Below are 22,717 nucleotides of genomic sequence, written 5' to 3'. Positions count from 1 at the left end.
CAGTGAATACGCTCAGTTACAAAACCATCTCTGCCAACAAAGAAACGGCGCAAAAGGAGTGGATTGTGGTTGACGCTCAGGGCGAAGTGCTTGGTCGGTTGGCCAGTCAAATCGCACGTCTGATCCGCGGCAAACACAAAACCAACTTTACGCCACACGTTGACTGCGGGGATAACGTGATCGTCATCAATGCCGATAAGGTTCGCCTGACCGGCTCGAAGTTGACCGACAAAGTTTATGTCCGCCACACGGGTTATCCGGGTGGTCAACGGTTCGCTACGCCCCGGTTGTTGCTGGAAAAGCACCCCGAGCGCATCATCGAACACGCCGTAAAAGGCATGTTGCCGAAAAATCGGCTTGGTCGTCGGTTGTACACGAATCTGTACGTTTACGCTGGTGATCAACATCCGCACGAGGCTCAGCAACCTAAAGCAGTTAAATTCTAAGTCATAATGGATCGTATTAACACCATTGGCCGCCGTAAAACTGCCATCTCCCGCGTTTATCTGTCGGCGGGCAGCGGAGCCATCTCGGTAAACGGGAAAGATTACAAACAATATTTCCCTACCGAAGTACTGCAAATTATCTTGAACCAGCCTTTCTCAACCGTTAACGGTGTTGGCGGCTACGACGTAAAAGTAAACGTTCGTGGTGGTGGTGTATCGGGTCAGGCTGAAGCTACTCGCATGGCAATTGCTCGTGCGTTGGTTGAACTGAACGGTGACTTCCGTCCTGCCCTCAAGAAAGAAGGCTTCCTGACGCGTGACTCGCGCATGGTTGAGCGTAAGAAATACGGTCGCCGGAAAGCACGTCGTCGGTTCCAGTTCTCGAAACGCTAATATCAGTTTACGGTTGTTTCGGTTGTGGCTTTCACTTGTATTGACAAGGAAAACGCAGGCCAAACCAACTGGAAACTTTATCTCGTCCAGACTGCCCTTAGATGATGCCGACGGGTGGTGCTGCGTACTTTTAAAAACTCATTTTTCTTAACGGAAATGGCACAAATCGAATATAAAGACCTCCTCGACGCTGGTGTGCACTTTGGCCACCTTACGCGTAAGTGGGACCCCCGGATGGCTCCGTACATCTTCATGGAGAAGAACGGCATCCACATTATTGACCTCAACAAAACAGTAGCCGCGCTGGAAGAGGCTTCGAACGCTATCAAAGGTATCGTTCGCTCGGGCCGGAAAGTGATGTTTGTGGCCACGAAGAAACAGGCGCAGGAGATCGTTTCGGAAGAAGCGCGTCGTCTGAAAATGCCTTACGTTACCGACCGCTGGCAGGGCGGTATGTTGACGAACTTCGCGACGATCCGCAAATCGCTGAAAAAAATGCAAACGCTGGACAAAATGCTGAAAGATGAGGAGACCATCAAAAGCATTGCCAAGCGGGAGCGTTTGACACGGACCCGTGATAAAGAAAAACTGGAGCGTGTACTCGGTGGTATCGCCGATCTGACCCGTCTGCCAGCTGCTCTGTTCGTTGTTGACGTAAAACGCGAACACATCGCTGTTGCTGAAGCACACCGCCTGGGTATCCCTGTATTTGCTATGTGCGATACAAACTCGAATCCAGAAGCTGTTGACTTCGCTATTCCAGCTAATGATGATGCTTATAAGTCAATATCGCTGATTACGCTTGCTATCGGTAAGGCCATCGAAGAAGGTCTGATGGAGCGGAAGCAGGATAAAGACGATCAGCGCGTCCAGGAAGAAGAAGAAGCGAAACGTGCTGAAGATCTTGCTCAGGCTAAAGCCGAAGGCGAATCACAGCCAGAAGCTACCTCTTCGCCAGCGGCTGTTGCTGAAGATGAGCAAGAAGCATAAAACATTCAGGGTACAGATGGTGCTATCCAGCCTAACTGAATATTGAATGTCAAACGATAGCCCGTAGCCATCCGCTATGGGCTATTCTATAAAAATTAATTTCGATTTCATTTTCGGTTTATCATAGACTGAAAACGGAAAACAATTAAACTGAAAACTCCAAAACAATGGCAATTACCGCTGCTGACGTAAACAAACTTCGGCAAGAGACCGGAGCAGGTATGATGGACTGTAAAAAGGCCCTTACCGAAGCCGAAGGCGATTTTGAAAAAGCAAAAGAGATTCTGCGGAAGCAGGGTCAGAAAATAGCTGACAAACGGGCTGACAACGCAACGGCCGAAGGTGTTGTATTGGCACACGTTAGCCCCGACGGAAAAAGTGGTAAAGTAATTGCACTGGCTTGCGAAACGGAGCCTGTTTCGAAAGTTGCTGATTTCCAGAATCTGGCAATGGCCGTAATTAGCACAGCAGTTGCAACAGATGCAACTGACAAAGCTACTTTGCTGGCTACACCTCAGGCTGATGGCCGTGCTCTTCAGGATCATATCACGGACCTGATGGGTAAAATTGGTGAGAAAATCGACGTTGCTTCGTTCGAAACCGTCACCGCTGATCAAGTCGTTTCTTACATTCACTCAAACGGTAAACTGGGCGTTCTGGTTGGCCTGACCAACACAAACGGTACGGATGTAGCCGAAGTGGGTAAAGACATCGCCATGCAGATTGCGGCCATGAAGCCGGTTGCTTTGGACAAAGACGGCGTTGATTCGACTATCGTTGAGCGTGAAATCGAGATTGGTAAAGAACAGGCTCGTCAAGAAGGCAAGCCTGAAGCCATGCTCGAAAAAATCGCACTGGGCAAGCTGAACAAGTTCTACAAAGAGAATACGTTGTTGAATCAGGAGTTCGTGAAAGACAACTCTTTGACGATCGCACAACTGCTCGACAAAACAAGCAAAGGTCTGACCGTATCGGCGTTCAAACGCGTAGCAATCGGTTAAGTTTTTAGCGATACTCATTTTACAAAAAGCCTGGCTCGGAGCCGGGCTTTTTGTTTTTCCAGAAAGTTGACTACGGAAACGCCATCTAAATGCTTATAAATTAATTGGCGATTTCGTAGTAGAAAATCGAATAGTTAACGCCAGGAAGAGCCATTTTTATGAGTTAATGCAAGCTCATTGTTAACTAAATAGTCAAAAACCGTTACTTTGTCTGCTTTGTGAGTTTCTAATAGCCCCACCGAACTAATGAAGCAATTGACGGACGAAGAATTGGTCCGGTTATATATTGAAACGCAGAAGAATACGTATTTCGAGCGTTTGTATGAGCGCTACTGTGATAAGGTCTACAGAAAATGCCTTTCGTTCACTAAAGATAGCCAGCAGGCCGAGGACCTTACGCACGATATTTTTCTAAAGCTTGTCATCAAAATAGGCAGCTTTAAGGAGCAATCAAGGTTTTCTACCTGGCTATACTCAATCACCTATAACTACTGCACCGACCACGTAAGAGCGCCACACCGACGCTCAGAAATCTACATGGACGAGGGTTGGGAACGTCTGGAAGTTGATAACAGCGACGATGGACTGGCGGAGTTGGCCGAACTGGAAGCGCAGCAGCTCAAAAAAGCTATGGAGCACCTGGACCCGACCGAGCAAAGCCTGTTGCTCATGAAATACCAGGATGATGTCAGCATCCGCGAACTTGCCGATATGCATGGTACTACAGAAAGCGCTATAAAAATGCGCTTAAAGCGAACGCGTGACAAACTTCGGAAGTACTATTTGGAAGGAGCCGTATTCTGGTTACTCCTGGCTATCAAAGCTGCTTTGTCTATTCGATGGCCCTTTAAATAAAAACTAATTATTGCGATGGAAACGCCTAACCCATTTCTGGAAATGGAACCGGACGCCGAATGTCCACCCCACTTAAAAGCCGAAATTTTTTCGGAAATAGACTTAATCCGAGATTTTGCTACTGTAACGGAGCTTTATGTTGGCCACCTGTTTGGCGTAGTATCTGTATTGGCTAACCCTGCTCAATAGCCCAATTGTATTAATAGTGAACACCGTACCTTTATGAAAGAACTCCCTAATATTACCGAAGTTTTACGCAATACATTTCAAACGCTTATTGATCAGTTCGTCGAGTTTGTGCCACGCATATTGGGGGCCATTGTCATTCTGTTAATTGGTATTGGCGTTGCGCGTTTGATGGCATTTATTGTTCGGCGTGTGCTGGCTCAGGTTGGATTCGACAAAATCGGTAGCCGACTGAACGAAATAAGCATTATCAAGCAACTCAACACCGAAATCAAGCTAAGCGAAATTATCGGAAAAGTACTTTACTACTTTGTCCTGCTGGTTTTTATCACGGCTGCTACCGAAACCTTGGGTGTGGCCGCTATCACGGATATGGTCTCGTCGTTGGTCAGCTTTATTCCAAAAGTGATTGCGGCAGCCATCATGCTACAAGTGGGTGTATTGGTGGCTGATACGTTGCGGGAAGCCGTGTTGAGCATGTGTCAATCGTTCAACATCTCGTCGGGGCGTCTGCTAAGTATGATAGTTTTTGTTTTCTTTCTCGTCATTACCGTTATCAGCGCACTCGGTCAGGCAGGAATCAATACAGAATTGCTGGAGTCGAGTTTCAACCTCATCATCGGGGGCGTAATTTTTGCGTTTGCCGTCGGCTACGGAATTGCTTCACGGGACGTAATGTCAAACATCCTGTCTTCGTTCTATTCCAGAAGTAAATACAAAGAAGGACAAGTCATCCAAATCGACGACGTAAAGGGAGAAATCATTAAAGTTGATGGGACTAGCCTGACGCTTCAGACCGGCGATACAACAACTGTTTTTCCAATGCAGGTCTTACAAACCAAAAAAGTAGAAATTTTCAATTAAAAGGCTTTTCTGCTGTGGCTTTGGCAAAGGTTGTCCGTCTATACGGGGTATGAAAAAATTACTGTACACCACCGTATGCTGGCTGAGCTTGGCCCATGCCTTTGGACAAGATTCTACCCGAATCACCACTAATTTTAAAGATACCGTCGCGGTGAAGCCCGACACCTCGTACTGGCAAAAATCGTTTAGTGGCGGTATCAACTTCAACCAGGCATCGTTTAGCAACTGGTCAGGGGGGGGCGTCAATTCCGTATCGTTAGGAGCTGTTGTCGCAGCGCGTGCCTTCTACGAAAAAGAAAAAATGTCATGGGACAACACCGCTGATCTTCAGTTGGGCTATGTCACGCAGGTCGGTACTACGCGCAAGGCTGCTGATCAGCTTATTTTGATTTCGGTACTGGGCCGCAAGATTGCTCCCAAATGGGATTTATTTGTCTCCGGGACGTTCAACACCTTTTTTGCCCCTGGTTACCGGTACGATAAGCTCCCCGCCGATCAGCCCCGGCTGAAGGTGTCGAATTTCTTTGCGCCCGCCCAGCTCACCTTTGGTGTAGGGGTGGCTTATCGGCCAAATGACTGGTTTTCGCTTCGGATGAGCCCCGTTGCTCCCCGCTTTACATTCGTGTCCGACGACGCGGTACGGGTGCGCGAGTTATCGGATGGTACGTTTGTTGCCGATCCTACCCAAGTGGCTTATGGTGTTCAACCCGGTCGAAAGATGCGGACAGAGTGGCTGGCCTTTCAGTTACAAACAGTTATAAACCGAAACTTGACCCAGAACATAGCGCTGAACGCCCGGTATCAACTGTTTACCGTTTATGAGAATTTGAGGAATGTCAACCACCGGCTCGACCTCCTCCTGACCGCTAAAGTAAGTCGCTATCTAAACACAACCTTTGGCCTGATTGCTTTGTACAACAAAGATTTCAGTTCATCGCTTCAAATACAGCAGACATTGGCCATTGGGTTAGTGTACAACATCAGTTCATTTCGGCAGAAAAGAGATCCACTTAAATCGACCGATCCGTTACCGGGACGATTTTGATTTGAAATAAGGATTATATAGTTTGACAGCGTTAATGACTATTTCAGAACTAAAATAACCGTCTTATGCTGAGCGAGTTTCGAGCATTCATTGCGCAAGGGAATGTACTAGATCTGGCCGTTGGTATTATCATTGGCGCGGCTTTTGGAAAAATTACCACGTCATTAGTAGAGGATATAATCAATCCGATACTAGGTTTAGTCATTGGGGGTATTGACTTTAGCCAGATGAAGATAGTGTTGAAAGAAGCCGTTGGGACAACGCCTGAAGTGGCAATCCGTTACGGAAACTTCCTGAACGTAGCCATTCAGTTTCTGATTATCGCCTGGGTTGTTTTTCTAATCGTCAAGCTAGCCAACCGTGCCCGTCTTTCGAGTTCACTTGGCTCTAAACCGTAATTACAATCGAAAAATACAGGAAAAGCCCCGGTGCGTAACCGGGGCTTCTTCATTTATGCGTTATTTTGCTACTTGTTTAATTCATTATGGTAGCAAAGAAAATAGCGGTTCTTGGCGGAGGAGAAAGCGGAGTAGGGGCGGCCTTATTAGCCCAAGCAAAAGGGTTTGACGTTTTTTTGTCGGATAAGGGCTCTTTGAAAGAAAGCTACCGGGCTACGCTGCGAGCCGCTGGTATTCCGTTTGAAGAAGGAGAACATACCGAAGAAAAGATTCTTGACGCTGTAGAAGTCGTGAAAAGCCCCGGCATTCCGGCAACGGTGCCGCTGGTGCAAAAGCTGAAAGCACAAGGTACACCGGTTATTTCGGAGATTGAGTTTGCTGCTCGTTACACGAACGCCAAGCTGATCGGAATCACAGGCAGCAATGGAAAAACGACAACGACGCTGCTAATCTATCATTTGCTGAAAAAAGCGGGGCTAAATGTCGGACTGGCGGGCAACGTAGGCGATAGTTTTGCCGCTCAGGTGATCGACGGTTCGTTTGACTACTACGTGTTAGAGTTGAGTAGTTTCCAGCTGGATGATATGGTCGATACCCATCTCGATGTGATGGTATTGCTTAATATTACACCTGATCACCTGGACCGGTACGGCTACAACTTTCAGAATTACATCGATTCAAAATTCCGGATTTTACAGAACGCCCAGCCCAGTGATACGTTCATTTACTTTGAGGAAAGTCAACCTATCCTCGATGAACTGGCGAAGCGTAATCCATCGGTAAATAAGCTGCCGATTTCGCTGCAAGCAACACCCAGTCCAGGTGGGTTCTTTCAGAATGGGCAGCTAACCGCAACATTGGGCGATTCATCGTTCCAGATGGCAATGACCGATACCACGCTCCGGGGACCACACAACGCTATCAATACGTTGGCGGCTGTACTGGCGGCCAAAGCGGTGGGTATTGACAACGAATCGATCACCGAAGGATTGAAAACGTTCCAGAATGCCGCGCACCGGCTCGAACCAGCCGGAACGATAAACGACGTTCAGTTTATCAATGACTCAAAAGCAACCAATGTAGACTCGGTATTTTATGCATTATCGAGCATGGAAGCACCAACAATCTGGATTGCGGGCGGTCAGGATAAGGGGAACGATTACAGCCAGCTGGACGAAGTGGTAAGCCGGAAAGTAAAAGCGTTGATTTGCTTAGGCATTGACAATCAGAAACTCATAAATTACTTCGGTAACAAGATACCCGCCATCTACGAAACGCAGCAGATTACGGACGCTGTGGCGAAAGGACTTGAATGGGCACAGCCGGGAGATGCGGTACTGTTGTCGCCCGCCTGCGCTAGTTTCGATTTGTTTAAGAACTACGAAGACCGGGGGAATCAGTTTAAAGCTGCCGTTCAAAAATTAATCGATGAGGTCTAGCACAGGCCATAGTAAAATTTAGCAACCGTATCGTCTACATACTATCTTTTTACAATCATGGCCCTTCGCGACTGGATTCGTACGCATCTTAAAGGCGACCGCCAAATCTGGTGGATTGTGTTGTATTTATCGATCATGAGCGTACTGGTCGTATATAGTGCAACCGGTACAAAAGCGTTTCGGGAGTTAGACGGCAACACCGAGATTTTCTTGCTCAAGCATGGATCACTGCTGATGCTGGGTCTGGTGTGTACTTATTTTGCCCATCGCATCAACTACATCTACTACGCCCGATTGGCAAAGTTTGGTTTATGGCTGTCCATCCCCCTGCTGCTGTGGGCTTTTTTTAAGGGGTCGACCTTGAACGACGCATCACGCTGGGTTACGATTCCGATTATCAATCAGACCTTTCAACCGTCTGACTTAGCCAAACTAGCGCTTATTTCGAGCTTGGCGGCTATGTTGGCTAAGCGGCAACGGTTCATGAGCGACCCCAGCGTATTGATCAACATGATCTTCTGGATCGCGCTTATCTGTTCGCTGATTGTCCTGTCGAATACCTCAACTGCTTTGCTGTTGGGTGCGACCTGTTTTCTGTTGATGTATATTGGTCGGGTACCGGTTCGGTATCTGGCAATCATGGTGAGCGCCTGTATTGTCTTTGGCGGTATTGGATTATACCTGGGCCAGCGATTTGGTACGGCTACCAACCGGATCAAAAATTTTATGGACTCCGAATCTGTCGTCTATCAGGTTGAGCAGTCGTACATCGCGCTTGCTAATGGTGGTTTGACGGGGCAGGGACCCGGTAACAGTCACCAGCGAAACACCCTGCCGAACCCATTCTCCGACTTTATTTACGCGATCATTGTTGAAGAATACGGTTTGTTGCTGGGTGGTATTCCGGTCGTGTTGGCTTACATCTGGTTTCTTTGGCGAGGGATCAAGGCTATACAAAAAACAACACGACCGTTTGGCGGGCTTCTGTCCGCTGGATTAACCTTTAGCATTGTCTTCCAGGCATTTGCCAGTATTTGCGTAGCCATTGGGTTAGCTCCGGTTACGGGGCAACCGCTGCCACTTCTTAGCATGGGGGGGACCTCATTGATCTTCACGGGATTAGCCATTGGTATTGTGCTGAGCGTCAGCCGGGACGAAGCCGACGAGAGTAAAATTTAGGTATTCGGTTTGGTATAGCGTGATAGACAGCCATGAGCTTGTATCCGCTAGCTGTAAACCGCAAACTGAACACTATGAGAATAATTATCAGCGGGGGCGGAACCGGCGGTCATATCTATCCGGCTATCGCGATTGCTAATGAATTGAAAACCATCGATCCAGCTACCGAAATTTTGTTCGTGGGAGCAGAGGGCAAAATGGAAATGGAAAAAGTACCGCGGGCTGGTTACCAGATCGTGGGGTTACCGGTTGTCGGCATCAAGCGAGAACTGACGCTCGCTAATCTGGCTTTCCCGTTCAAATTGGGCCGGAGCTTTCTGCGGGCGCAGCAGATTGTACGCGACTTCCAACCCGATGCAGCTGTTGGCGTCGGTGGTTACGCGAGTGGGCCGTTGCTGCTGGCTGCGTCGATGAAAGGGATTCCCACGCTCATCCAGGAACAGAATTCGTACGCTGGTATAACCAATAAGGCCTTAGCGCGGTGGGCGAAACGCATCTGTGTGGCCTATCCGGGAATGGAGGCTTTTTTTCCGGCAGATAAAATTAAATTAACCGGCAATCCAGTTCGTAGCGATATTCAGTTTGCCGATACGCAAGTCGATGCCGGACGAAACCTGTTCGGATTGGAGCCGGGCCGACCGACCCTGCTGGTGATTGGCGGCAGCCAGGGAGCCAGAACCCTGAACGAAAGCCTGGAGTCTGGTCTTCAACGCTTTGTCGATGCGGGTGTGCAGGTCGTCTGGCAAACGGGTCCCGCTTTTATTGAACGGGCCAGAGCCGCTGTTGCCTCGGTTGGGTCGCCTTTAATCAAGGCGTACGATTTCATTTACGAGATGGATAAAGCCTATGCGGTAGCCAATGCCGTCGTCTCCAGAGCGGGTGCCTTGTCCGTTTCCGAACTTTGTTTAGTGGGTAGACCCGCCATTTTGGTACCTTTGCCGACCGCTGCCGAAGATCACCAGACGAAAAACGCGATGAGCCTGGTCGAGCGTAAAGCGGCTTTGCTGGTCAATGACCGTACCGCTCGTGAAGAACTCGTAACGGCGGCCCTGAGTTTGCTGGACGATTCGGCTCAGCGCCAACAATTAAGCGAAGCTATCAAAACGCTGGCAAAGCCTAATGCTGCCCGCGACATTGCCCAGGAAGTAATTCATCTCACGGGGTCAAGTAAAAAGGTGGCTCGATAAATACGAACAAGAACCGGCACCGGTCTGGACCAGACCATAACGTATGACTTTAGATCAATTTAAATACATTTATTTCCTCGGTATTGGAGGCATTGGGATGAGCGCGTTAGCGCGCTGGTTTCGCGTGAACGGTTACGAAGTCGCCGGTTACGATAAAACGCCTACTGCGCTGACATCGGCCCTACAAACCGAAGGAATCAGTATTCATTTTCTGGAAGACGTTGAGCAGATTCCGGTCGCTTTTCGCCAAAACCCAGCGGAGACGCTGGTCATCTACACGCCTGCCGTTCCTAAAACGCATCAGGAGTATGTTTATCTGACGGAAAGTGGATTCACGCTGCAAAAACGTTCGCAGGTGCTGGGACTTTTGGCCGGTCAGATGAAAACCATTGGCGTGGCTGGAACGCATGGGAAAACAACAACATCGTCGATGGTGGCGCATATTCTACGTCATTCGGGTGTCAACTGTGCGGCTTTCTTGGGCGGTATTACCAATAATTACGGTACTAATTTTCTGCTTAACGAACCCGCCGACGATCTTCGTTCGGTGGTGTGCGTGGTCGAAGCCGATGAGTTTGATCGTTCGTTCCTGACGCTTTTTCCCCATCTGGCCATTGTGACCTCAACGGACGCCGACCACCTTGATATTTACGGCGCCCATGAGGCTGTTCTTGAATCATTTGGCTTATTCGTTAGCCAGATTGAGCCAGACGGTACCCTGTTCATGAAAAAAGGATTATCACTGGCCGGCAAAACAAAAGCAACGGTTCAGGAGTATTCCCTTCAGGAAGGTGATTACCACAGCCAGAATCTAAGGATCGAAAACGCAGCATTTGTGTTTGATCTAGCGCATCCAAATGGCACCATCACCGATATTCAACTGATCGTACCGGGATTTCATAACGTAGAAAACGCTGTAGCAGCTAGTGCCGTGGCCTTAAAGCTAGGCGTATCTGCCGACGCGATCCGCGCTGCGCTGAATACGTACCAGGGAGTCCGTCGTCGGTTTGAATACATTCTTAAAACGGATCAAGCCGTGCTGATCGACGACTATGCGCATCACCCCGCAGAGGTCAGCGCATTTTTATCGTCGGTCAAAGCATTATACCCCGATCGTGAATTGACGGCTATTTTTCAGCCGCACCTGTACAGCCGCACCCGCGATTTTGCGGAAGGTTTCGCAGAAAGTTTGTCACTGGCCGATCATGTGATCTTGCTGGATATTTACCCAGCGCGCGAATTGCCAATTGAGGGCGTGTCCTCTGAATTGATTTTTAGCAATATTCAAGCTAAAAGCAAACGGCAAAGTACCAAAGCGGAACTAGTAGACGTTGTGCGAGAGATGAAATCTACGTTGCTTGTAACCATAGGTGCCGGTGATATAGATCAAATGTTACCGTACTTGAAAGAGGTCCTAAAAGACCAATAGATAAAAATATCTGGATAACGACTTAGCTTATACACAGATGTTTTCTACCTTTAAATCAATCAAGAAGCGATTATTCGCAATTGGTGGACTTTTAGTGCTACTTAGCCTAATCGCCTTTACCGAGATTAAGCATAGGCAGAAACGAGTACAAGCCGTCGTTATACATATTGATCAGATCGACGGACACTCATTTCTTACCAGGAAGGACGTTACTGGCTATCTGACAAACGAAGGAGCTGACCCGGTAATCGGTAAAGTGTATAAGGAGCTGAATTTTCACCAGTTGGAAGAACGGCTGCGCCGACACGGATTAGTAAACAGCTGTCAGATTTCTCGTGACCTGACAGGTGACCTACTCGTCACAGTCGAGCAGCCTCGACCGTTAGCCCGGTTGATTGTTTCAGGTGATGGTGTACAGACGGTTGCGGGCCAATACGTAAGCGAAGAAGGACGGTTTTTCCCGATTTCGATGAACTATTCGGCGCGTGTACCTGTATTGACCGGCGATTATTTTGTCAAAAATCGTTCACTGGCGAGTGAACGAAACCGGCCACTGCTAGAATTGCTTAAACGGATTCGCGATGATCCGTTCTGGCGTGCTCAAATCACGGAAGTTTCTGTGGATGGGCAGGGTGAGGTGAGGATGTGGCCGCAGATGGGCAACCACCAGATTGAATTGGGAACACCGACCGATCTGGAGGCCAAGTTTAAGAAATTGAAATTGTTTTATACAGACGTTCTACCCGCCAAAGGTTGGGACCGATACAGCCGGGTGAACGTTCAATATCGAAATCAAATCGTGTGCGAATGACGACGACAAGCATTGGCGACAAAATTGTGGTAGGTCTGGACATCGGCAGCACGAAAGTGTGTGCGGTGGCAGGCCGTGTAGTGCGTAATAACAAAGATCAGGAAACGCTCGAAGTATTGGGCGTAGGTGAAACACCGTTAGCTGACGGAGTAACAAAAGGGTCGGTTGTGAATGTGAACAATACGGTAAGCGCTATTCGGCGGGCCGTATCCGAAGCGTCGAATCAGTCGAACCTGAATATTCATTTGGTCAATGTAAGCTTTAGCGGGGCGCACGTTTTATCTGTTAAATCAACTGGTAGCATCACCCGCTCGTCGTCGGGCGATGAAATTCAGTCGGAGGATATCGATCACCTGTTAAGTGATATGTATCGGACATCGATTCCTGCTGATAAAGAGATTATTCATGTGTTACCAATGGACTTTGTGGTTGACGGCGAAACAAATGTCAACCAGCCCGTTGGTCGTAATGGTGTTAAGCTTGGTGCTGATTTTCAGTTGATTACGGCGCAGGCGAATGCTGCTCGAAACGTTCGCAAATGCATCATGCGGAATAACCTTCAGCAGGAAACCATGATGCTGTCTCCGCTAGCGTCCGGCCTGGCGGTATTAACCGATGAAGAAAAGGATGCGGGTGTCGCTCTGGTGGACATTGGCGGAGGAACTACCGAACTGGCAATTTATTACCGGGGTGTGTTACGGCACGTTGCGGTATTTCCCTGGGCGGGTAACAGCCTGACTGCTGATATTCAGTCGGGTTGTAAAATCATGCCTGATCAGGCCGAGCAGTTGAAAAAGCGGTTTGGCAATGCTAATCCTGGCGAATACAACATCAATGAAGTGGTGGCTGTACCGGGTCTGAGCAATCGGAAACCCAAAGACGTTTTGCTCAAAAACGTAGCCACCATCATTGAAGATCGCTTACGGGAGATTGCTGCCCTGGTACAGGCCGAAATTATTCGGGCTGGTTACGAAGGAAAGCTGCTGGCTGGTATCGTGCTGACTGGAGGAACTGCTCTGGTACCGGGTGTTGAACAAATTTTTAGCCGTGTCACCGGGACAGAAGCAAAAGTCGGTTATCCCGAACATCTGGAACCGAATGGCCGCGCTGATCTGGTGGGCGATCCAGCGTATGCTACTGCCGTTGGCTTAGTTTGGGCCGGATACAAAACCATTGATAACCGTATATCGTTTATCAGCGACCCGGCTCGGGCGGCATACATCGAAGAACAGACACCTGCACCTGTCCGACCGCCTTATGGCAATCCAGTAATGAGCGGTCGTGATAAAACGCCCGAAAAGGAACCTCCTCCAGCACCCAAGAAAGGAGGGCTACTAAGTTGGCTTAGAGAAGCTCTTCAGCCAATTCGGGGCAGCGAAACTGATCCGTATTAATTGTAAGGGTTAGGGGTAACTGGTGACAAGCCAGTTTAATTGTATACAGGCAGTTTTGTTAATTTACACAAAAAGATACCATCGAATAAGATGCTGAGTCAGGGCTATAGATTCGAAATACCAGATGACAATCCAACCATAATCAAGGTTGTGGGCGTAGGCGGCATGGGCGGAAATGCGGTCAAGCACATGTATAACCTTGAGATGAAGGATGTAAACTTCGCCGTTTGTAATACGGATCGCCAGGCTCTGATGAGTAATCCTGTGCCGACCAAATTACAACTGGGTGATGGACTGGGAGCCGGTACCGAGGCTAAAGCCGGTGAAGATGCGGCCCGGGCCAGCATTGAAGAAATCCGTAACCTGCTGGCTCCGCCAACCAAAATGGTTTTCATTACGGCAGGTATGGGTGGCGGTACAGGTACGGGTGCGGCTCCGGTCGTAGCCGAAGTGGCGCGGGAAATGGGGCTACTAACGGTAGCCGTTGTTACTGCTCCTTATTACTTTGAAGGAACTGATAAGAAAGAACAGGCACGAGAAGGGATTGAAAGGCTAAAGAAAAGCTGCGATACCGTTCTCGTTGTCCTTAACGATAAGCTTGCGGAGCTATACAGTGAACTAACCTGGACGGATGCTTACGCGCATGCCGATGATGTGCTGGCTAATGCGGTAAAGAGTATTGCAGAAATCATCACGACTCAAGGGGATATCAACGCTGACTTTGCCGACGTTAAAAAAGTGCTGGAAAGCGCTGGGCAGTCGGTGATGGGCTCTGCCGAAGCGAGTGGTGAAGACCGGGCGGTTAAGGCCATTGAAGCGGCACTTAATTCGCCTTTGCTCAACGATCACGACATTCGGGGTGCCAAGCGAATTCTGCTTACTATTTCGTCGAGTAAGGAACACGCCATGAAGCTGAAAGAGCAAATGGCTATTTCGGAGCACGTTGCCAAGAAAATTCAGGCCGAAGCCCGGATGTTTAAATTCGGTGCTATTACGGATAAAAATCTGGGCGAAAGTCTGCGCGTAACCATTATTGCGGCCGGGTTCGACGGTACAAACGCGCTTATGGAGCAGCTCAAAAGCCCGGTAGAGCCTGAAGCAGAAGAAGCGATTGTACCGGAAGAAGTTGATGAGTCGGGCACTACCGTAGAAGATGCACTGGCGCAGGACCAGGCGTTGCCAGTGGACGAACTAGAGCCTGTTGAAGCGGAAGCCGAGGTTGCTGCTCCGGAGCCGGTAACGATGACCGCGAAAGTTGATGAGCGGCAATTGACACCGACCAGCCTGAACGGAACGACTATTATCAGACCTGAGCCAATCAATGGGTTTCACCCAACGCATGATGACGGCGGAACCTTGGTGTTGGATGACGAAGAACGGTACGATGACGCTGAACTGATCCGACGTACTATCGATACATTTATGAAGGGACAGTATTCTGCCTCCGATCTTGACCGGCCAACGTTTGAGCGCAACAAAACGGTATTGTACCAAATGCCGATGTTACCCGAAAACGAATTTGTACGGTCGAAGCTCAACGATTAGTTGCGTTTCAAGAAAAGCAAAAGGGCTCTCTACTCAGAAAGCCCTTTTGCTTTTTAAGCCTACGAGTGAGCATCAATGAGCTCAAACACATCAAGCTGCTCAAAAAACCGTGACTTACGCTGATATAAAAAAGGCTATTTTGGATCAGGCCGATGCGGAGCGTGCCCGTATATTAGCTGGTTTCTTTAAAACAAAACCCGGCCAGTATGGCGAAGGCGACCAGTTCTTGGGGCTGTCGATGCCTCAGCAACACGCTATCGCGAAGCTGTATTTACATTGCCCGACTGAAGAGGTGGAAAACCTACTGCACGAGCCATTTCACGAAATGCGGATGGTTGGCTTGTTGATTTGGGTCTATCAGGCTCGAAAAGCGGGCCCTGTGCAGCAGCAGGTTTTGATGGAGCATTATCTGACCAATCGACGGTATGTCAACAACTGGGATTTGATTGATGTAACCTGCCCGCATCTTGTTGGGCGGCCTTTGCTGCAAAGTGATCGCGCTGTGTTGTACGATTTAGCCCGTGAAGATCACCTGTGGAGCCAGCGGATTGCCATTGTTTCGACGTTTACGTTTATTCGGGCGGGGCAGTTTGCCGACACATTTGCCATTGCGAAGTTGTTATTAGCGCACAAACATGATCTTATTCACAAAGCGATTGGCTGGATGTTACGAGAAGTTGGCAAACGAAATACGGAAGCGCTTGACGAATTTTTACACGATACTGTTCGCCAAATACCGCGTACAACCCTTCGTTATGCCATCGAGAAGTTCGAACCAGCCCGGCGGAAGTATTATCTAACGCTGTAAATGGGAGAATTGGTCGTTGGTCTTCGTATCTTTACGCTTTATATTGGCACTGTCAACTAAAAAACTGGTCTGCCTGACGGCAAGCTATCAACTGTAAACTTAGACTATGTCTTGGTTCGTCCGAAAAGATAAGGGTATTCAGACCCCAACCGAACTGAAGCGGGAAGCTCCCGACGGTCTGTGGTATCAATGCCCAAACTGTAAAAAAGTAATGCACACGCGCGAGCATAAGCTTAACGCGTACACCTGCGTTCATTGTAATTATCACGAAAAAATCGGTTCGGAGGCTTATTTCTCGATCCTCTTCGATGAGAACGAATTTACCGAACTCGACGAAAACATGACTTCCGGCGATCCGCTGAAGTTTGTCGATACAAAGGCGTATCCGGATCGGATCAAAACAACCATTGCCAAAACGGGCTTGAAAGACGCTGTTCGTACGGCTCATGGCCCGGTAAATGGCCGGACCGTCACGATGGCGGTGATGGATTTCAACTTTATCGGTGGTTCAATGGGGTCGGTTGTCGGCGAAAAAATTGCGCGGGCCATTGATCATGCCATTCGGAATAAAACACCGTTCCTCATGGTTTCTCGGTCGGGGGGAGCGCGCATGATGGAAGCGGGCTTCTCGCTGATGCAGATGGCCAAGACATCTGCCAAGCTAGCGTTGCTGTCCGAAGCTAAATTGCCGTACGTATCGCTGCTAACCGACCCAACAACGGGTGGCGTCACGGCTTCGTACGCTATGCTGGGCGATTTCAACATTGCGGAACCGGAGGCATTAATTGGTTTTGCCGGCCCACGGGTTATTCGGGAAACCATTGGTAAGGATCTTCCTAAAGGATTCCAAAGCGCCGAGTTCGTACTTGATCATGGCTTTCTGGATTTCATCGTTGACCGGAAAGACCTGAAAGAAAAGCTAACTAACCTGTTCCGAATGCTGGAATAGTCTGGGAGAGGGGATGTGCTAGTACCCCGTGCTCCCCGTTTCCTAACATGCGTATCGTTTCTCATCCGGTTTTGTGCAATTACTACGTGACGTACCGCTGTAACGCCACCTGTAGTTTTTGCGATATATGGGAGCGGCCTTCGCCGTACGTTACGCTGGAAAATGCACGACAAAATCTGCGTGATCTAAAGAAATTAGGGGTTCGGGTGGTTGACTTTACGGGTGGCGAACCGCTGCTGCATCGTCAACTGCCCGAACTGCTTCAGGAAGCCAAGAAACTAGGTCTGATCACTACCGTTACGACCAACGGGCTCCTGTATCCCAAATACGCCGAACGGCTGCGGGGTCTGGTCGATATGCTTCACTTTTCGCTCGATTCGCCCGTCGCTGCCGAGCACAACCAATCGCGCGGTGTACGTTGCTTCGACAAGGTAATGGAGTCAATTAAGCTCGCCCGACAGCTGGGCGAACGGCCTGACATTCTGTTTACGGTATTTGAACGGAACGTGTCCCAAATTCGGCAGATGCGCGACGAAATCTGTCTGCCCAACGATCTGGTACTGATCTTAAATCCGGTCTTTGATTACAATTCGGTCGAAACGGGTAGCTTATCCAACCATGCGCTCAATGAGTTGTCGTGGTGGGGAGGTCAGAAAAACGTTTACCTGAACGACGCGTTCGTGCAACTTCGCCTTGACGGAGGCAATCACATCGACAAGCCCGTTTGTAAAGCGGGCAGTACCACGCTGGTTATTTCTCCTGAGAATAAATTAGTCTTGCCCTGCTATCATCTGGGCCTGAAAGACTTTGCTATCGATGGACAATTGTATGATCTGTATCGCTCCAGCGAAGTACAACAGCTAGTAGCGCTGGAAGGGAGATTACCTGCCTGCGAGGGCTGCGTGATCAACTGCTATATGCAGCCTTCCTTTGCCGTAGAAGTCAATAAATACTGGTGGAAAGCCTTGCCCAGCACGCTTAAGTACAATTGGGTAAAAGGCACCTGGAAACAACTGTTTTAGTTTACTTCTTAAGAATTTTCTGAACCATTATCCGGCCCGCTATCGTCGCCTGAAGCAGGTATACACCCGGTGAAAGGCTACCCATCCCAATAACCTGTTCATGCTGACGAGCCGCTTTGCGGAAGGCTATTTCGTGCAATTTTCGTCCGCCAGCGTCGATTAGCTGAAGTGAAACCGTACTCGGATTACTGGTTTGTATCAGTACCTGCAAGCGATCTTCGACTGGATTTGGGAACACCGAGAACGATACATCTTCATCGCGGTATTCAGGCAACCCCGTAACGACCGTTCCTGTCAGGGCCGGTTCGTACGGTGGAATAACGCTGGGTGTGCCGGGTCTGTCAACGACGATCAACGGAATTTCTTCGCGTGTCTGGCTGATCAACACACCGTTGCGGTATTCGCTCACCGTGATCGCTACGCTAAAGTAGCCCTGTTGTGTTGGCGCGTCCCAAATAAGCTCACCGGTTCGGCTGTTTAGCTTAAAGGTACCTTGACGAGAAAGGTCATTCGGGAATTGATAGGCTGTCACTGCACGATATGTACAGCCAGTACCGGACGCACTGGTCAGCGGTCGAGTCAGGGCATACACCAGGCTGTCGCCTTCAGTGTCTGTCGCTTGTAACGATAACGTAGCTCGCTGATTTAGCCCTATTGTAAAATTAGTTAGGGAAACAGATAAGTTTGGCGTCTGGTTTGAGAGGCCGGTGGTTAAAAAAGTCGTTGAAAGCGTAAGGGGCTCCTGTTCCGTAGAGCTGTTAGGAATGTTAAGGGATGGAGTTCGGTTCACGATGGCAGTTGACACGGTGTATGTGCTAGGACCCGAATAAGTGTGAACCATTCGATACGTATTAACGCTATTTTCTTTGTTCGTAGATAGAATTCGGCTTTGCCGAAATACCTCCGCGCTTTGCCCATCACCAAAGCACAAGGACAAACTACTCATCGCACTAGCGGCAGCGGTACCTCGTATTTCGTCCAAATACAGTGTTGCTGTTATTTCGTACGTTAGCGTCGAGCCAGCAACTGGTTTTACCTGAATGTAGCCGCCGAGCAGGTGAGTAGCGTAGGACGTGCGGATGCTACAAACCACGAGGAGTAGAATCGTAATTGTTTTCATGGAAGGTTGAGCGTTGGCGTTGTTATTCGAATAACTCGTAAAGCTTACATTCTTGTATAGTTGAAAAGTGAATGTTTTTAAACGGTATATTTCAATTCTTTCATCATGCTATATACGGCCGATCAAGTCGCTCAGTTGCCCGTCAACGGCTTTCGATACCTGATCACCTCGCTTGAGGATCATGTGATGACCATCACGCTCAACCGGCCTGAAAAGAAAAATGCATTGCATCCGCCCATGCTCCATGAGTTGGCATTTGCGTTGGCTTACGCCCATCATACACCCGAGGTCTGGATCGTTGTATTAGCCGCATCCGGCGACACGTTCTGCGCCGGAATGGATTTAAAAGCATTATCGGTGGGTGATACGGAACAAGCTACTGTGCCCGCGCCGTCCGGCCCGGTTCGCCTAGGCGAGTTGATGGCTCAGTTGTGTAAACCATGCATTGCGCGGGTACAGGGTCCGGTATACGCAGGCGGTTTTTTGTTGGTAGGAGCAAGTACGTACGTTGTTGCTGTGGAGTCGGCTACGTTTAGTTTGCCAGAGGTAAAGCGAGGTTTATTCCCGTTTCAGGTGATGGCTGTTTTGCTCGATATAATGCCCGCCCGAACGGCGCTCGATCTGTGCCTGCGCGCTCGAACACTTTCGGCTGCTGAAGCACTGGCGTTCGGACTGGTTACAACCCTTGCAACGGCTGCCGAGCTTGGCGCTACTGTCACCGGTCTTTTGGACGAGTTAAAGCAATTGTCGCCAACGGCGATGCAGTTTGGTTTACGAGCTTACCAACAACTAAAAAGCCTGCCGTCTAGTGAACAGCAAGCTTACTTATACGAACAGTTTGGACAGCTTCAGCAGACGCCGGACGCTAAAGAGGGTATGGCTGCTTTTCTGGAGAAACGAAAACCCAACTGGAATCCGTAGGTGCTGTCAATTGGTTAAGGACAATTTTGTTTTCGGCGGGTGTCGATGATCGTTTGAATCTTCCAGGTACCCGCCAGCTTGACCAGCGTAAAGGCATTCACACCACAGTGACTTTGCTGGCCGTTGTAATAAAACGAGTAGGGCGTCCAGGCAGTAGCCAGTTCGCCGTCAATTTTAATTTCCATGCTCGATAAGCGTTCGTCCAGCGCACCGGCTTTCGCTTTGCCAACAGACGATATAAATTGAGCGATCGCTTCATCCTGCACGGATACGTTTCCCTGCTTATTAACGACGGTTTGTAATCGGGCACCCGGCGCAAAAACAGCTTTGAGCATTGTCGAGTCTGCTTTTTTCATGCCTTCGAACAACTGATTGACCGACACCCGAACGGCTGATTCGTCGGGGGTAGTCTGTGCAATAGCCGAACCACAAATAAAGGTTATTAGAAGAAGCAGTACGATCTTCATAAAGCGTACGGGTAAGTAAAATGCTGGGCGTACAACGCGTTGCACGCCCAGCTGGCTATTGGCTAAATGTATTGATTAACGATCATCTCGTAAAGCTCCTGCTTGCCGCTGACCTGCTTCGGTTCGCCGTTGTTCAAGGCATACTCGCGCAAATCTTCCAGCGTCAGTTCACCTTTCTCGAAACGGGCACCTTCAGCGCTGTCGTAGCTTGCGTAGCGGTCGGCGCGCATTTGTTTGTATTTCGATTTATCCAGAATGGCTTCAGCGGCAATCGCAGCCCGCGCAAAGGTGTCCATACCGCCGATGTGAGCGATAAAGAGATCTTCCAGATCGGTAGAATTCCGACGAGTTTTAGCGTCGAAGTTGACACCGCCCGACTTTAAACCACCCGCTTCCAGAATAACCAGCATCGCTTCGGTTAACTCGTATACATCTACCGGGAACTGGTCGGTATCCCAGCCGTTCTGGTAGTCGCCCCGGTTCGCATCAATCGAACCCAGCATGTTGTTGTCGGCAGCTACCTGCAATTCGTGCGCGAAGGTATGGTTTGCCAGTGTAGCATGGTTGGTTTCAAGGTTCAGCTCGAAATCGTCCTGCAAGCCAAAGCGGTTCAGGAAGCCGACAACCGTAGCTGCGTCGAAATCGTACTGGTGCTTGGTCGGCTCCATCGGCTTGGGTTCGATGTAGAACGAACCGGTAAAGCCTTGCTTCCGGGCGTAGTCCCGGCTAATTTGGAGAAACTTACCCAAATGTTCCTGCTCGCGTTTCATGTTGGTGTTCAGTAGCGACATGTAGCCTTCGCGACCACCCCAGAATGTGTAACCGCGTCCGCCTAGTTCGATGGTTGCGTCAATGGCGTTCTTAACCTGCCAGCCACCGTGAGCCAGCACGTGGAAGTCCGGATTGGTTGACGCCCCGTTCATGTAGCGCTCGTGCGAGAACAAATTAGCCGTACCCCACAACAGCTTAACACCACTGGCAGCCTGCTTTTGCTTGGCGTAGTCGACAATGGCGCGGAAGTTTTTTTCGAATTCGGCGTTTGAATTGCCTTCGGGAGCGACATCGACATCGTGGAAGCAGTAGTACTCCATGCCGATTTTGGTGATAAACTCGAAGGCAGCATCCATCTTATCATGGGCAGCCGCCAGCCGATCCGAGTTTTCGTCCCAGGGGAAGTGTTTAACGCCAGGGCCGAAAGGATCGCCACCGGTACCACAGAAGGTATGCCAATAAGCGGTAGCGAACCGGAACAGATCTTTCATGGGCGTACCCAGGATAGGCCGGTTTGCATCGTAAAATTTAAAAGCCAGCGGATTGTCCGATTCGCGACCTTCAAATTGAATCGGTTTTTCAATAAACGGGAAATAAATTTTTTCGCCGAGGGTTAAGTTCGTACCAGACATGCTTTATTGGGTTTTAAGAAAAATTACTCCCAAAGGTCAGTAGCGCTTGGGATTATAGCAACTCTAATAAAAAGAAGAATAGGGTTTCTTACTGCTGTAGCGGGATGGGTACGTAAAAACCATCCGGCTTGTTAAAAATAAGGGTTTGGGAATAACTCCCGTCAGACTGCCGTACTGGTCCGGAAACAAGTTGATTATACGGCATCACTTTTACATCGGATGCCCAGAACTGGGTGTCAATATGAAATTCCGTTTTAAAATCCTTATCGGTTGACAAGGTAAGGTAGTTTCGGAACGTCAAAGGCGATTGGTCATCACCGTACGTGAACGTATTGATATTGACGGGCTTTTTGCGGTCGGGGTTCCATTTCGGTTTTTCCTGCACAACGGCTGGTGTACCCGATAAACGCAGCGCACCGTTGGGAACAACGACAAACCGGTTTTTTTCAATCCGGGTTTTAGGCGGAATAAAACTTACCGGGTCTTCCTTGGAGATGATACCACTGGTTGATCGGACCGAATAGCGGCTGTACGGATTACCGCTGGACGTTAACTGAACATTGGCTACGTCGCGCCAGTAATCAATTTTTTCCTGACCAATGATCAGAGATGACCGCTTCCAGTCGATGTAGAGCGGTTGATTCAGTTTATTGGTTACGGATACATGCATCCGACCACGCTCACTGGAAAAGTCGTACTGTAACGTCAACGTATCGTTATCCAGAACCAGTCCTTTGGTGGTTGGCATAACGTTGTTACCCCGTAGCGTAACGACCTGAACGTTGCGCGTACAGCCTGTCAATAGGGCCATGCCTAAAAGTAAAGCGGGTAAAGATTTCATGGTAGTAGGACAGTATCGGCTATG

General features: G+C 49.1%; 24 protein-coding genes. 20 read left to right on the top strand and 4 right to left on the bottom strand.

Annotated elements, in window-relative coordinates:
* The first annotated feature begins 2 nt into the window (after positions 1-2).
* From rplM to LQ777_RS21770, 19 genes are all read left to right on the top strand, one after another.
* Positions 3-446: a 50S ribosomal protein L13 gene (gene rplM / locus LQ777_RS21860; protein ID WP_232560063.1), complete on the top strand. Its 444-nt coding sequence runs from the start codon at positions 3-5 to the stop codon at positions 444-446.
* A 6-nt stretch (positions 447-452) separates the two neighbouring features.
* The gene (rpsI, locus tag LQ777_RS21855) at positions 453-839 is read left to right on the top strand and encodes a 30S ribosomal protein S9 (protein ID WP_232560062.1); all 387 of its coding nucleotides are present in this window, start codon (positions 453-455) and stop codon (positions 837-839) included.
* A 156-nt stretch (positions 840-995) separates the two neighbouring features.
* Entirely contained in the window at positions 996-1,829 is an 834-nt protein-coding gene (gene rpsB / locus LQ777_RS21850) for a 30S ribosomal protein S2 (protein WP_232560061.1), read from the top strand.
* A 167-nt stretch (positions 1,830-1,996) separates the two neighbouring features.
* Positions 1,997-2,830, top strand: a complete 834-nt coding sequence (gene tsf, locus LQ777_RS21845; protein WP_232560060.1) for a translation elongation factor Ts — start codon at positions 1,997-1,999, stop codon at positions 2,828-2,830.
* A gap of 246 nt (positions 2,831-3,076) precedes the next feature.
* The gene (locus tag LQ777_RS21840; protein WP_232560059.1) at positions 3,077-3,685 is read left to right on the top strand and encodes an RNA polymerase sigma factor; all 609 of its coding nucleotides are present in this window, start codon (positions 3,077-3,079) and stop codon (positions 3,683-3,685) included.
* A 15-nt stretch (positions 3,686-3,700) separates the two neighbouring features.
* Positions 3,701-3,874 carry a hypothetical protein gene (locus tag LQ777_RS21835; RefSeq protein WP_232560058.1) on the top strand — a complete coding sequence of 58 codons (174 nt, stop codon included), beginning with the start codon at positions 3,701-3,703 and terminating at the stop codon, positions 3,872-3,874.
* 33 nt (positions 3,875-3,907) lie between these two features.
* Complete coding sequence (locus LQ777_RS21830; protein WP_232560057.1) at positions 3,908-4,735, top strand: mechanosensitive ion channel family protein; 828 nt, start codon at positions 3,908-3,910, stop codon at positions 4,733-4,735.
* Between the two features lie 49 nt (positions 4,736-4,784).
* Complete coding sequence (locus LQ777_RS21825) at positions 4,785-5,780, top strand: DUF3078 domain-containing protein (protein ID WP_232560056.1); 996 nt, start codon at positions 4,785-4,787, stop codon at positions 5,778-5,780.
* Between the two features lie 65 nt (positions 5,781-5,845).
* Entirely contained in the window at positions 5,846-6,178 is a 333-nt protein-coding gene (mscL, locus tag LQ777_RS21820) for a large conductance mechanosensitive channel protein MscL (protein WP_232560055.1), read from the top strand.
* An 86-nt stretch (positions 6,179-6,264) separates the two neighbouring features.
* A complete protein-coding gene (gene murD / locus LQ777_RS21815; RefSeq protein WP_232560054.1) occupies positions 6,265-7,617 on the top strand; it encodes a UDP-N-acetylmuramoyl-L-alanine--D-glutamate ligase in 1,353 nt (450 codons plus the stop codon).
* A 57-nt stretch (positions 7,618-7,674) separates the two neighbouring features.
* Positions 7,675-8,796 (top strand): FtsW/RodA/SpoVE family cell cycle protein, encoded by a 1,122-nt coding sequence (locus LQ777_RS21810; RefSeq protein WP_232560053.1) that lies wholly within the window; start codon positions 7,675-7,677, stop codon positions 8,794-8,796.
* 74 nt (positions 8,797-8,870) lie between these two features.
* Positions 8,871-9,983 carry an undecaprenyldiphospho-muramoylpentapeptide beta-N-acetylglucosaminyltransferase gene (gene murG, locus LQ777_RS21805; protein ID WP_232560052.1) on the top strand — a complete coding sequence of 371 codons (1,113 nt, stop codon included), beginning with the start codon at positions 8,871-8,873 and terminating at the stop codon, positions 9,981-9,983.
* A gap of 43 nt (positions 9,984-10,026) precedes the next feature.
* Complete coding sequence (murC, locus tag LQ777_RS21800; RefSeq protein ID WP_232560051.1) at positions 10,027-11,412, top strand: UDP-N-acetylmuramate--L-alanine ligase; 1,386 nt, start codon at positions 10,027-10,029, stop codon at positions 11,410-11,412.
* A 37-nt stretch (positions 11,413-11,449) separates the two neighbouring features.
* Positions 11,450-12,223, top strand: a complete 774-nt coding sequence (locus LQ777_RS21795) for a cell division protein FtsQ/DivIB (protein ID WP_232560050.1) — start codon at positions 11,450-11,452, stop codon at positions 12,221-12,223.
* Positions 12,220-13,617 (top strand): cell division protein FtsA, encoded by a 1,398-nt coding sequence (ftsA, locus tag LQ777_RS21790; RefSeq protein WP_232560049.1) that lies wholly within the window; start codon positions 12,220-12,222, stop codon positions 13,615-13,617. Before LQ777_RS21795 ends, ftsA begins: the two co-directional genes overlap by 4 nt.
* A gap of 90 nt (positions 13,618-13,707) precedes the next feature.
* Positions 13,708-15,162, top strand: a complete 1,455-nt coding sequence (gene ftsZ / locus LQ777_RS21785) for a cell division protein FtsZ (RefSeq protein WP_232560048.1) — start codon at positions 13,708-13,710, stop codon at positions 15,160-15,162.
* A 109-nt stretch (positions 15,163-15,271) separates the two neighbouring features.
* On the top strand, positions 15,272-15,970 hold the full coding sequence (locus LQ777_RS21780) for a DNA alkylation repair protein (RefSeq protein WP_232560047.1): 699 nt from the start codon (positions 15,272-15,274) through the stop codon (positions 15,968-15,970).
* 106 nt (positions 15,971-16,076) lie between these two features.
* Positions 16,077-16,919: an acetyl-CoA carboxylase, carboxyltransferase subunit beta gene (gene accD / locus LQ777_RS21775; protein ID WP_232560046.1), complete on the top strand. Its 843-nt coding sequence runs from the start codon at positions 16,077-16,079 to the stop codon at positions 16,917-16,919.
* Positions 16,920-16,966: 47 nt separating this feature from the next.
* Positions 16,967-17,941: a radical SAM protein gene (locus tag LQ777_RS21770; protein WP_232560045.1), complete on the top strand. Its 975-nt coding sequence runs from the start codon at positions 16,967-16,969 to the stop codon at positions 17,939-17,941.
* Position 17,942: 1 nt separating this feature from the next.
* Here LQ777_RS21770 and LQ777_RS21765 read toward each other — a convergent pair whose 3' ends face one another.
* Complete coding sequence (locus tag LQ777_RS21765) at positions 17,943-19,061, bottom strand: T9SS type A sorting domain-containing protein (RefSeq protein ID WP_232560044.1); 1,119 nt, start codon at positions 19,059-19,061, stop codon at positions 17,943-17,945.
* A 105-nt stretch (positions 19,062-19,166) separates the two neighbouring features.
* Here LQ777_RS21765 and LQ777_RS21760 point away from each other — a divergent pair, with 105 nt between their 5' ends.
* Positions 19,167-19,982, top strand: a complete 816-nt coding sequence (locus LQ777_RS21760) for an enoyl-CoA hydratase/isomerase family protein (protein ID WP_232560043.1) — start codon at positions 19,167-19,169, stop codon at positions 19,980-19,982.
* A 14-nt stretch (positions 19,983-19,996) separates the two neighbouring features.
* Here LQ777_RS21760 and LQ777_RS21755 read toward each other — a convergent pair whose 3' ends face one another.
* From LQ777_RS21755 to LQ777_RS21745, 3 genes are all read right to left on the bottom strand, one after another.
* Positions 19,997-20,449, bottom strand: a complete 453-nt coding sequence (locus LQ777_RS21755) for a nuclear transport factor 2 family protein (protein ID WP_232560042.1) — start codon at positions 20,447-20,449, stop codon at positions 19,997-19,999.
* A 62-nt stretch (positions 20,450-20,511) separates the two neighbouring features.
* On the bottom strand, positions 20,512-21,852 hold the full coding sequence (gene xylA / locus LQ777_RS21750) for a xylose isomerase (RefSeq protein ID WP_232560041.1): 1,341 nt from the start codon (positions 21,850-21,852) through the stop codon (positions 20,512-20,514).
* Positions 21,853-21,940: 88 nt separating this feature from the next.
* Complete coding sequence (locus LQ777_RS21745; protein WP_232560040.1) at positions 21,941-22,693, bottom strand: hypothetical protein; 753 nt, start codon at positions 22,691-22,693, stop codon at positions 21,941-21,943.
* Between the last annotated feature and the right edge of the window lie 24 nt (positions 22,694-22,717).

Origin of the sequence: Spirosoma oryzicola (assembly GCF_021233055.1) — a bacterium.
In the GTDB taxonomy this organism is placed as follows: domain Bacteria; phylum Bacteroidota; class Bacteroidia; order Cytophagales; family Spirosomataceae; genus Spirosoma; species Spirosoma oryzicola.
Note: the sequence above shows the minus strand (reverse complement) of the source record. Positions and strands in the feature narration are given on the sequence as shown.

What these genes read in the sequence shown, in the direction of transcription:
- rpsB (WP_232560061.1), top strand. Translation starts at nt 996, where the DNA reads ATGGCACAAATCGAATATAAAGACCTCCTCGACGCTGGTGTGCACTTT.
- LQ777_RS21765 (WP_232560044.1), bottom strand. Translation starts at nt 19,061, where the DNA reads ATGAAAACAATTACGATTCTACTCCTCGTGGTTTGTAGCATCCGCACG.
- murD (WP_232560054.1), top strand. Translation starts at nt 6,265, where the DNA reads ATGGTAGCAAAGAAAATAGCGGTTCTTGGCGGAGGAGAAAGCGGAGTA.
- LQ777_RS21830 (WP_232560057.1), top strand. Translation starts at nt 3,908, where the DNA reads ATGAAAGAACTCCCTAATATTACCGAAGTTTTACGCAATACATTTCAA.
- LQ777_RS21840 (WP_232560059.1), top strand. Translation starts at nt 3,077, where the DNA reads ATGAAGCAATTGACGGACGAAGAATTGGTCCGGTTATATATTGAAACG.
- LQ777_RS21825 (WP_232560056.1), top strand. Translation starts at nt 4,785, where the DNA reads ATGAAAAAATTACTGTACACCACCGTATGCTGGCTGAGCTTGGCCCAT.
- xylA (WP_232560041.1), bottom strand. Translation starts at nt 21,852, where the DNA reads ATGTCTGGTACGAACTTAACCCTCGGCGAAAAAATTTATTTCCCGTTT.
- LQ777_RS21810 (WP_232560053.1), top strand. Translation starts at nt 7,675, where the DNA reads ATGGCCCTTCGCGACTGGATTCGTACGCATCTTAAAGGCGACCGCCAA.
- accD (WP_232560046.1), top strand. Translation starts at nt 16,077, where the DNA reads ATGTCTTGGTTCGTCCGAAAAGATAAGGGTATTCAGACCCCAACCGAA.
- ftsA (WP_232560049.1), top strand. Translation starts at nt 12,220, where the DNA reads ATGACGACGACAAGCATTGGCGACAAAATTGTGGTAGGTCTGGACATC.
- LQ777_RS21835 (WP_232560058.1), top strand. Translation starts at nt 3,701, where the DNA reads ATGGAAACGCCTAACCCATTTCTGGAAATGGAACCGGACGCCGAATGT.
- rpsI (WP_232560062.1), top strand. Translation starts at nt 453, where the DNA reads ATGGATCGTATTAACACCATTGGCCGCCGTAAAACTGCCATCTCCCGC.
- murG (WP_232560052.1), top strand. Translation starts at nt 8,871, where the DNA reads ATGAGAATAATTATCAGCGGGGGCGGAACCGGCGGTCATATCTATCCG.
- LQ777_RS21755 (WP_232560042.1), bottom strand. Translation starts at nt 20,449, where the DNA reads ATGAAGATCGTACTGCTTCTTCTAATAACCTTTATTTGTGGTTCGGCT.
- ftsZ (WP_232560048.1), top strand. Translation starts at nt 13,708, where the DNA reads ATGCTGAGTCAGGGCTATAGATTCGAAATACCAGATGACAATCCAACC.
- LQ777_RS21760 (WP_232560043.1), top strand. Translation starts at nt 19,167, where the DNA reads ATGCTATATACGGCCGATCAAGTCGCTCAGTTGCCCGTCAACGGCTTT.
- LQ777_RS21770 (WP_232560045.1), top strand. Translation starts at nt 16,967, where the DNA reads ATGCGTATCGTTTCTCATCCGGTTTTGTGCAATTACTACGTGACGTAC.
- murC (WP_232560051.1), top strand. Translation starts at nt 10,027, where the DNA reads ATGACTTTAGATCAATTTAAATACATTTATTTCCTCGGTATTGGAGGC.
- tsf (WP_232560060.1), top strand. Translation starts at nt 1,997, where the DNA reads ATGGCAATTACCGCTGCTGACGTAAACAAACTTCGGCAAGAGACCGGA.
- mscL (WP_232560055.1), top strand. Translation starts at nt 5,846, where the DNA reads ATGCTGAGCGAGTTTCGAGCATTCATTGCGCAAGGGAATGTACTAGAT.
- LQ777_RS21745 (WP_232560040.1), bottom strand. Translation starts at nt 22,693, where the DNA reads ATGAAATCTTTACCCGCTTTACTTTTAGGCATGGCCCTATTGACAGGC.
- LQ777_RS21795 (WP_232560050.1), top strand. Translation starts at nt 11,450, where the DNA reads ATGTTTTCTACCTTTAAATCAATCAAGAAGCGATTATTCGCAATTGGT.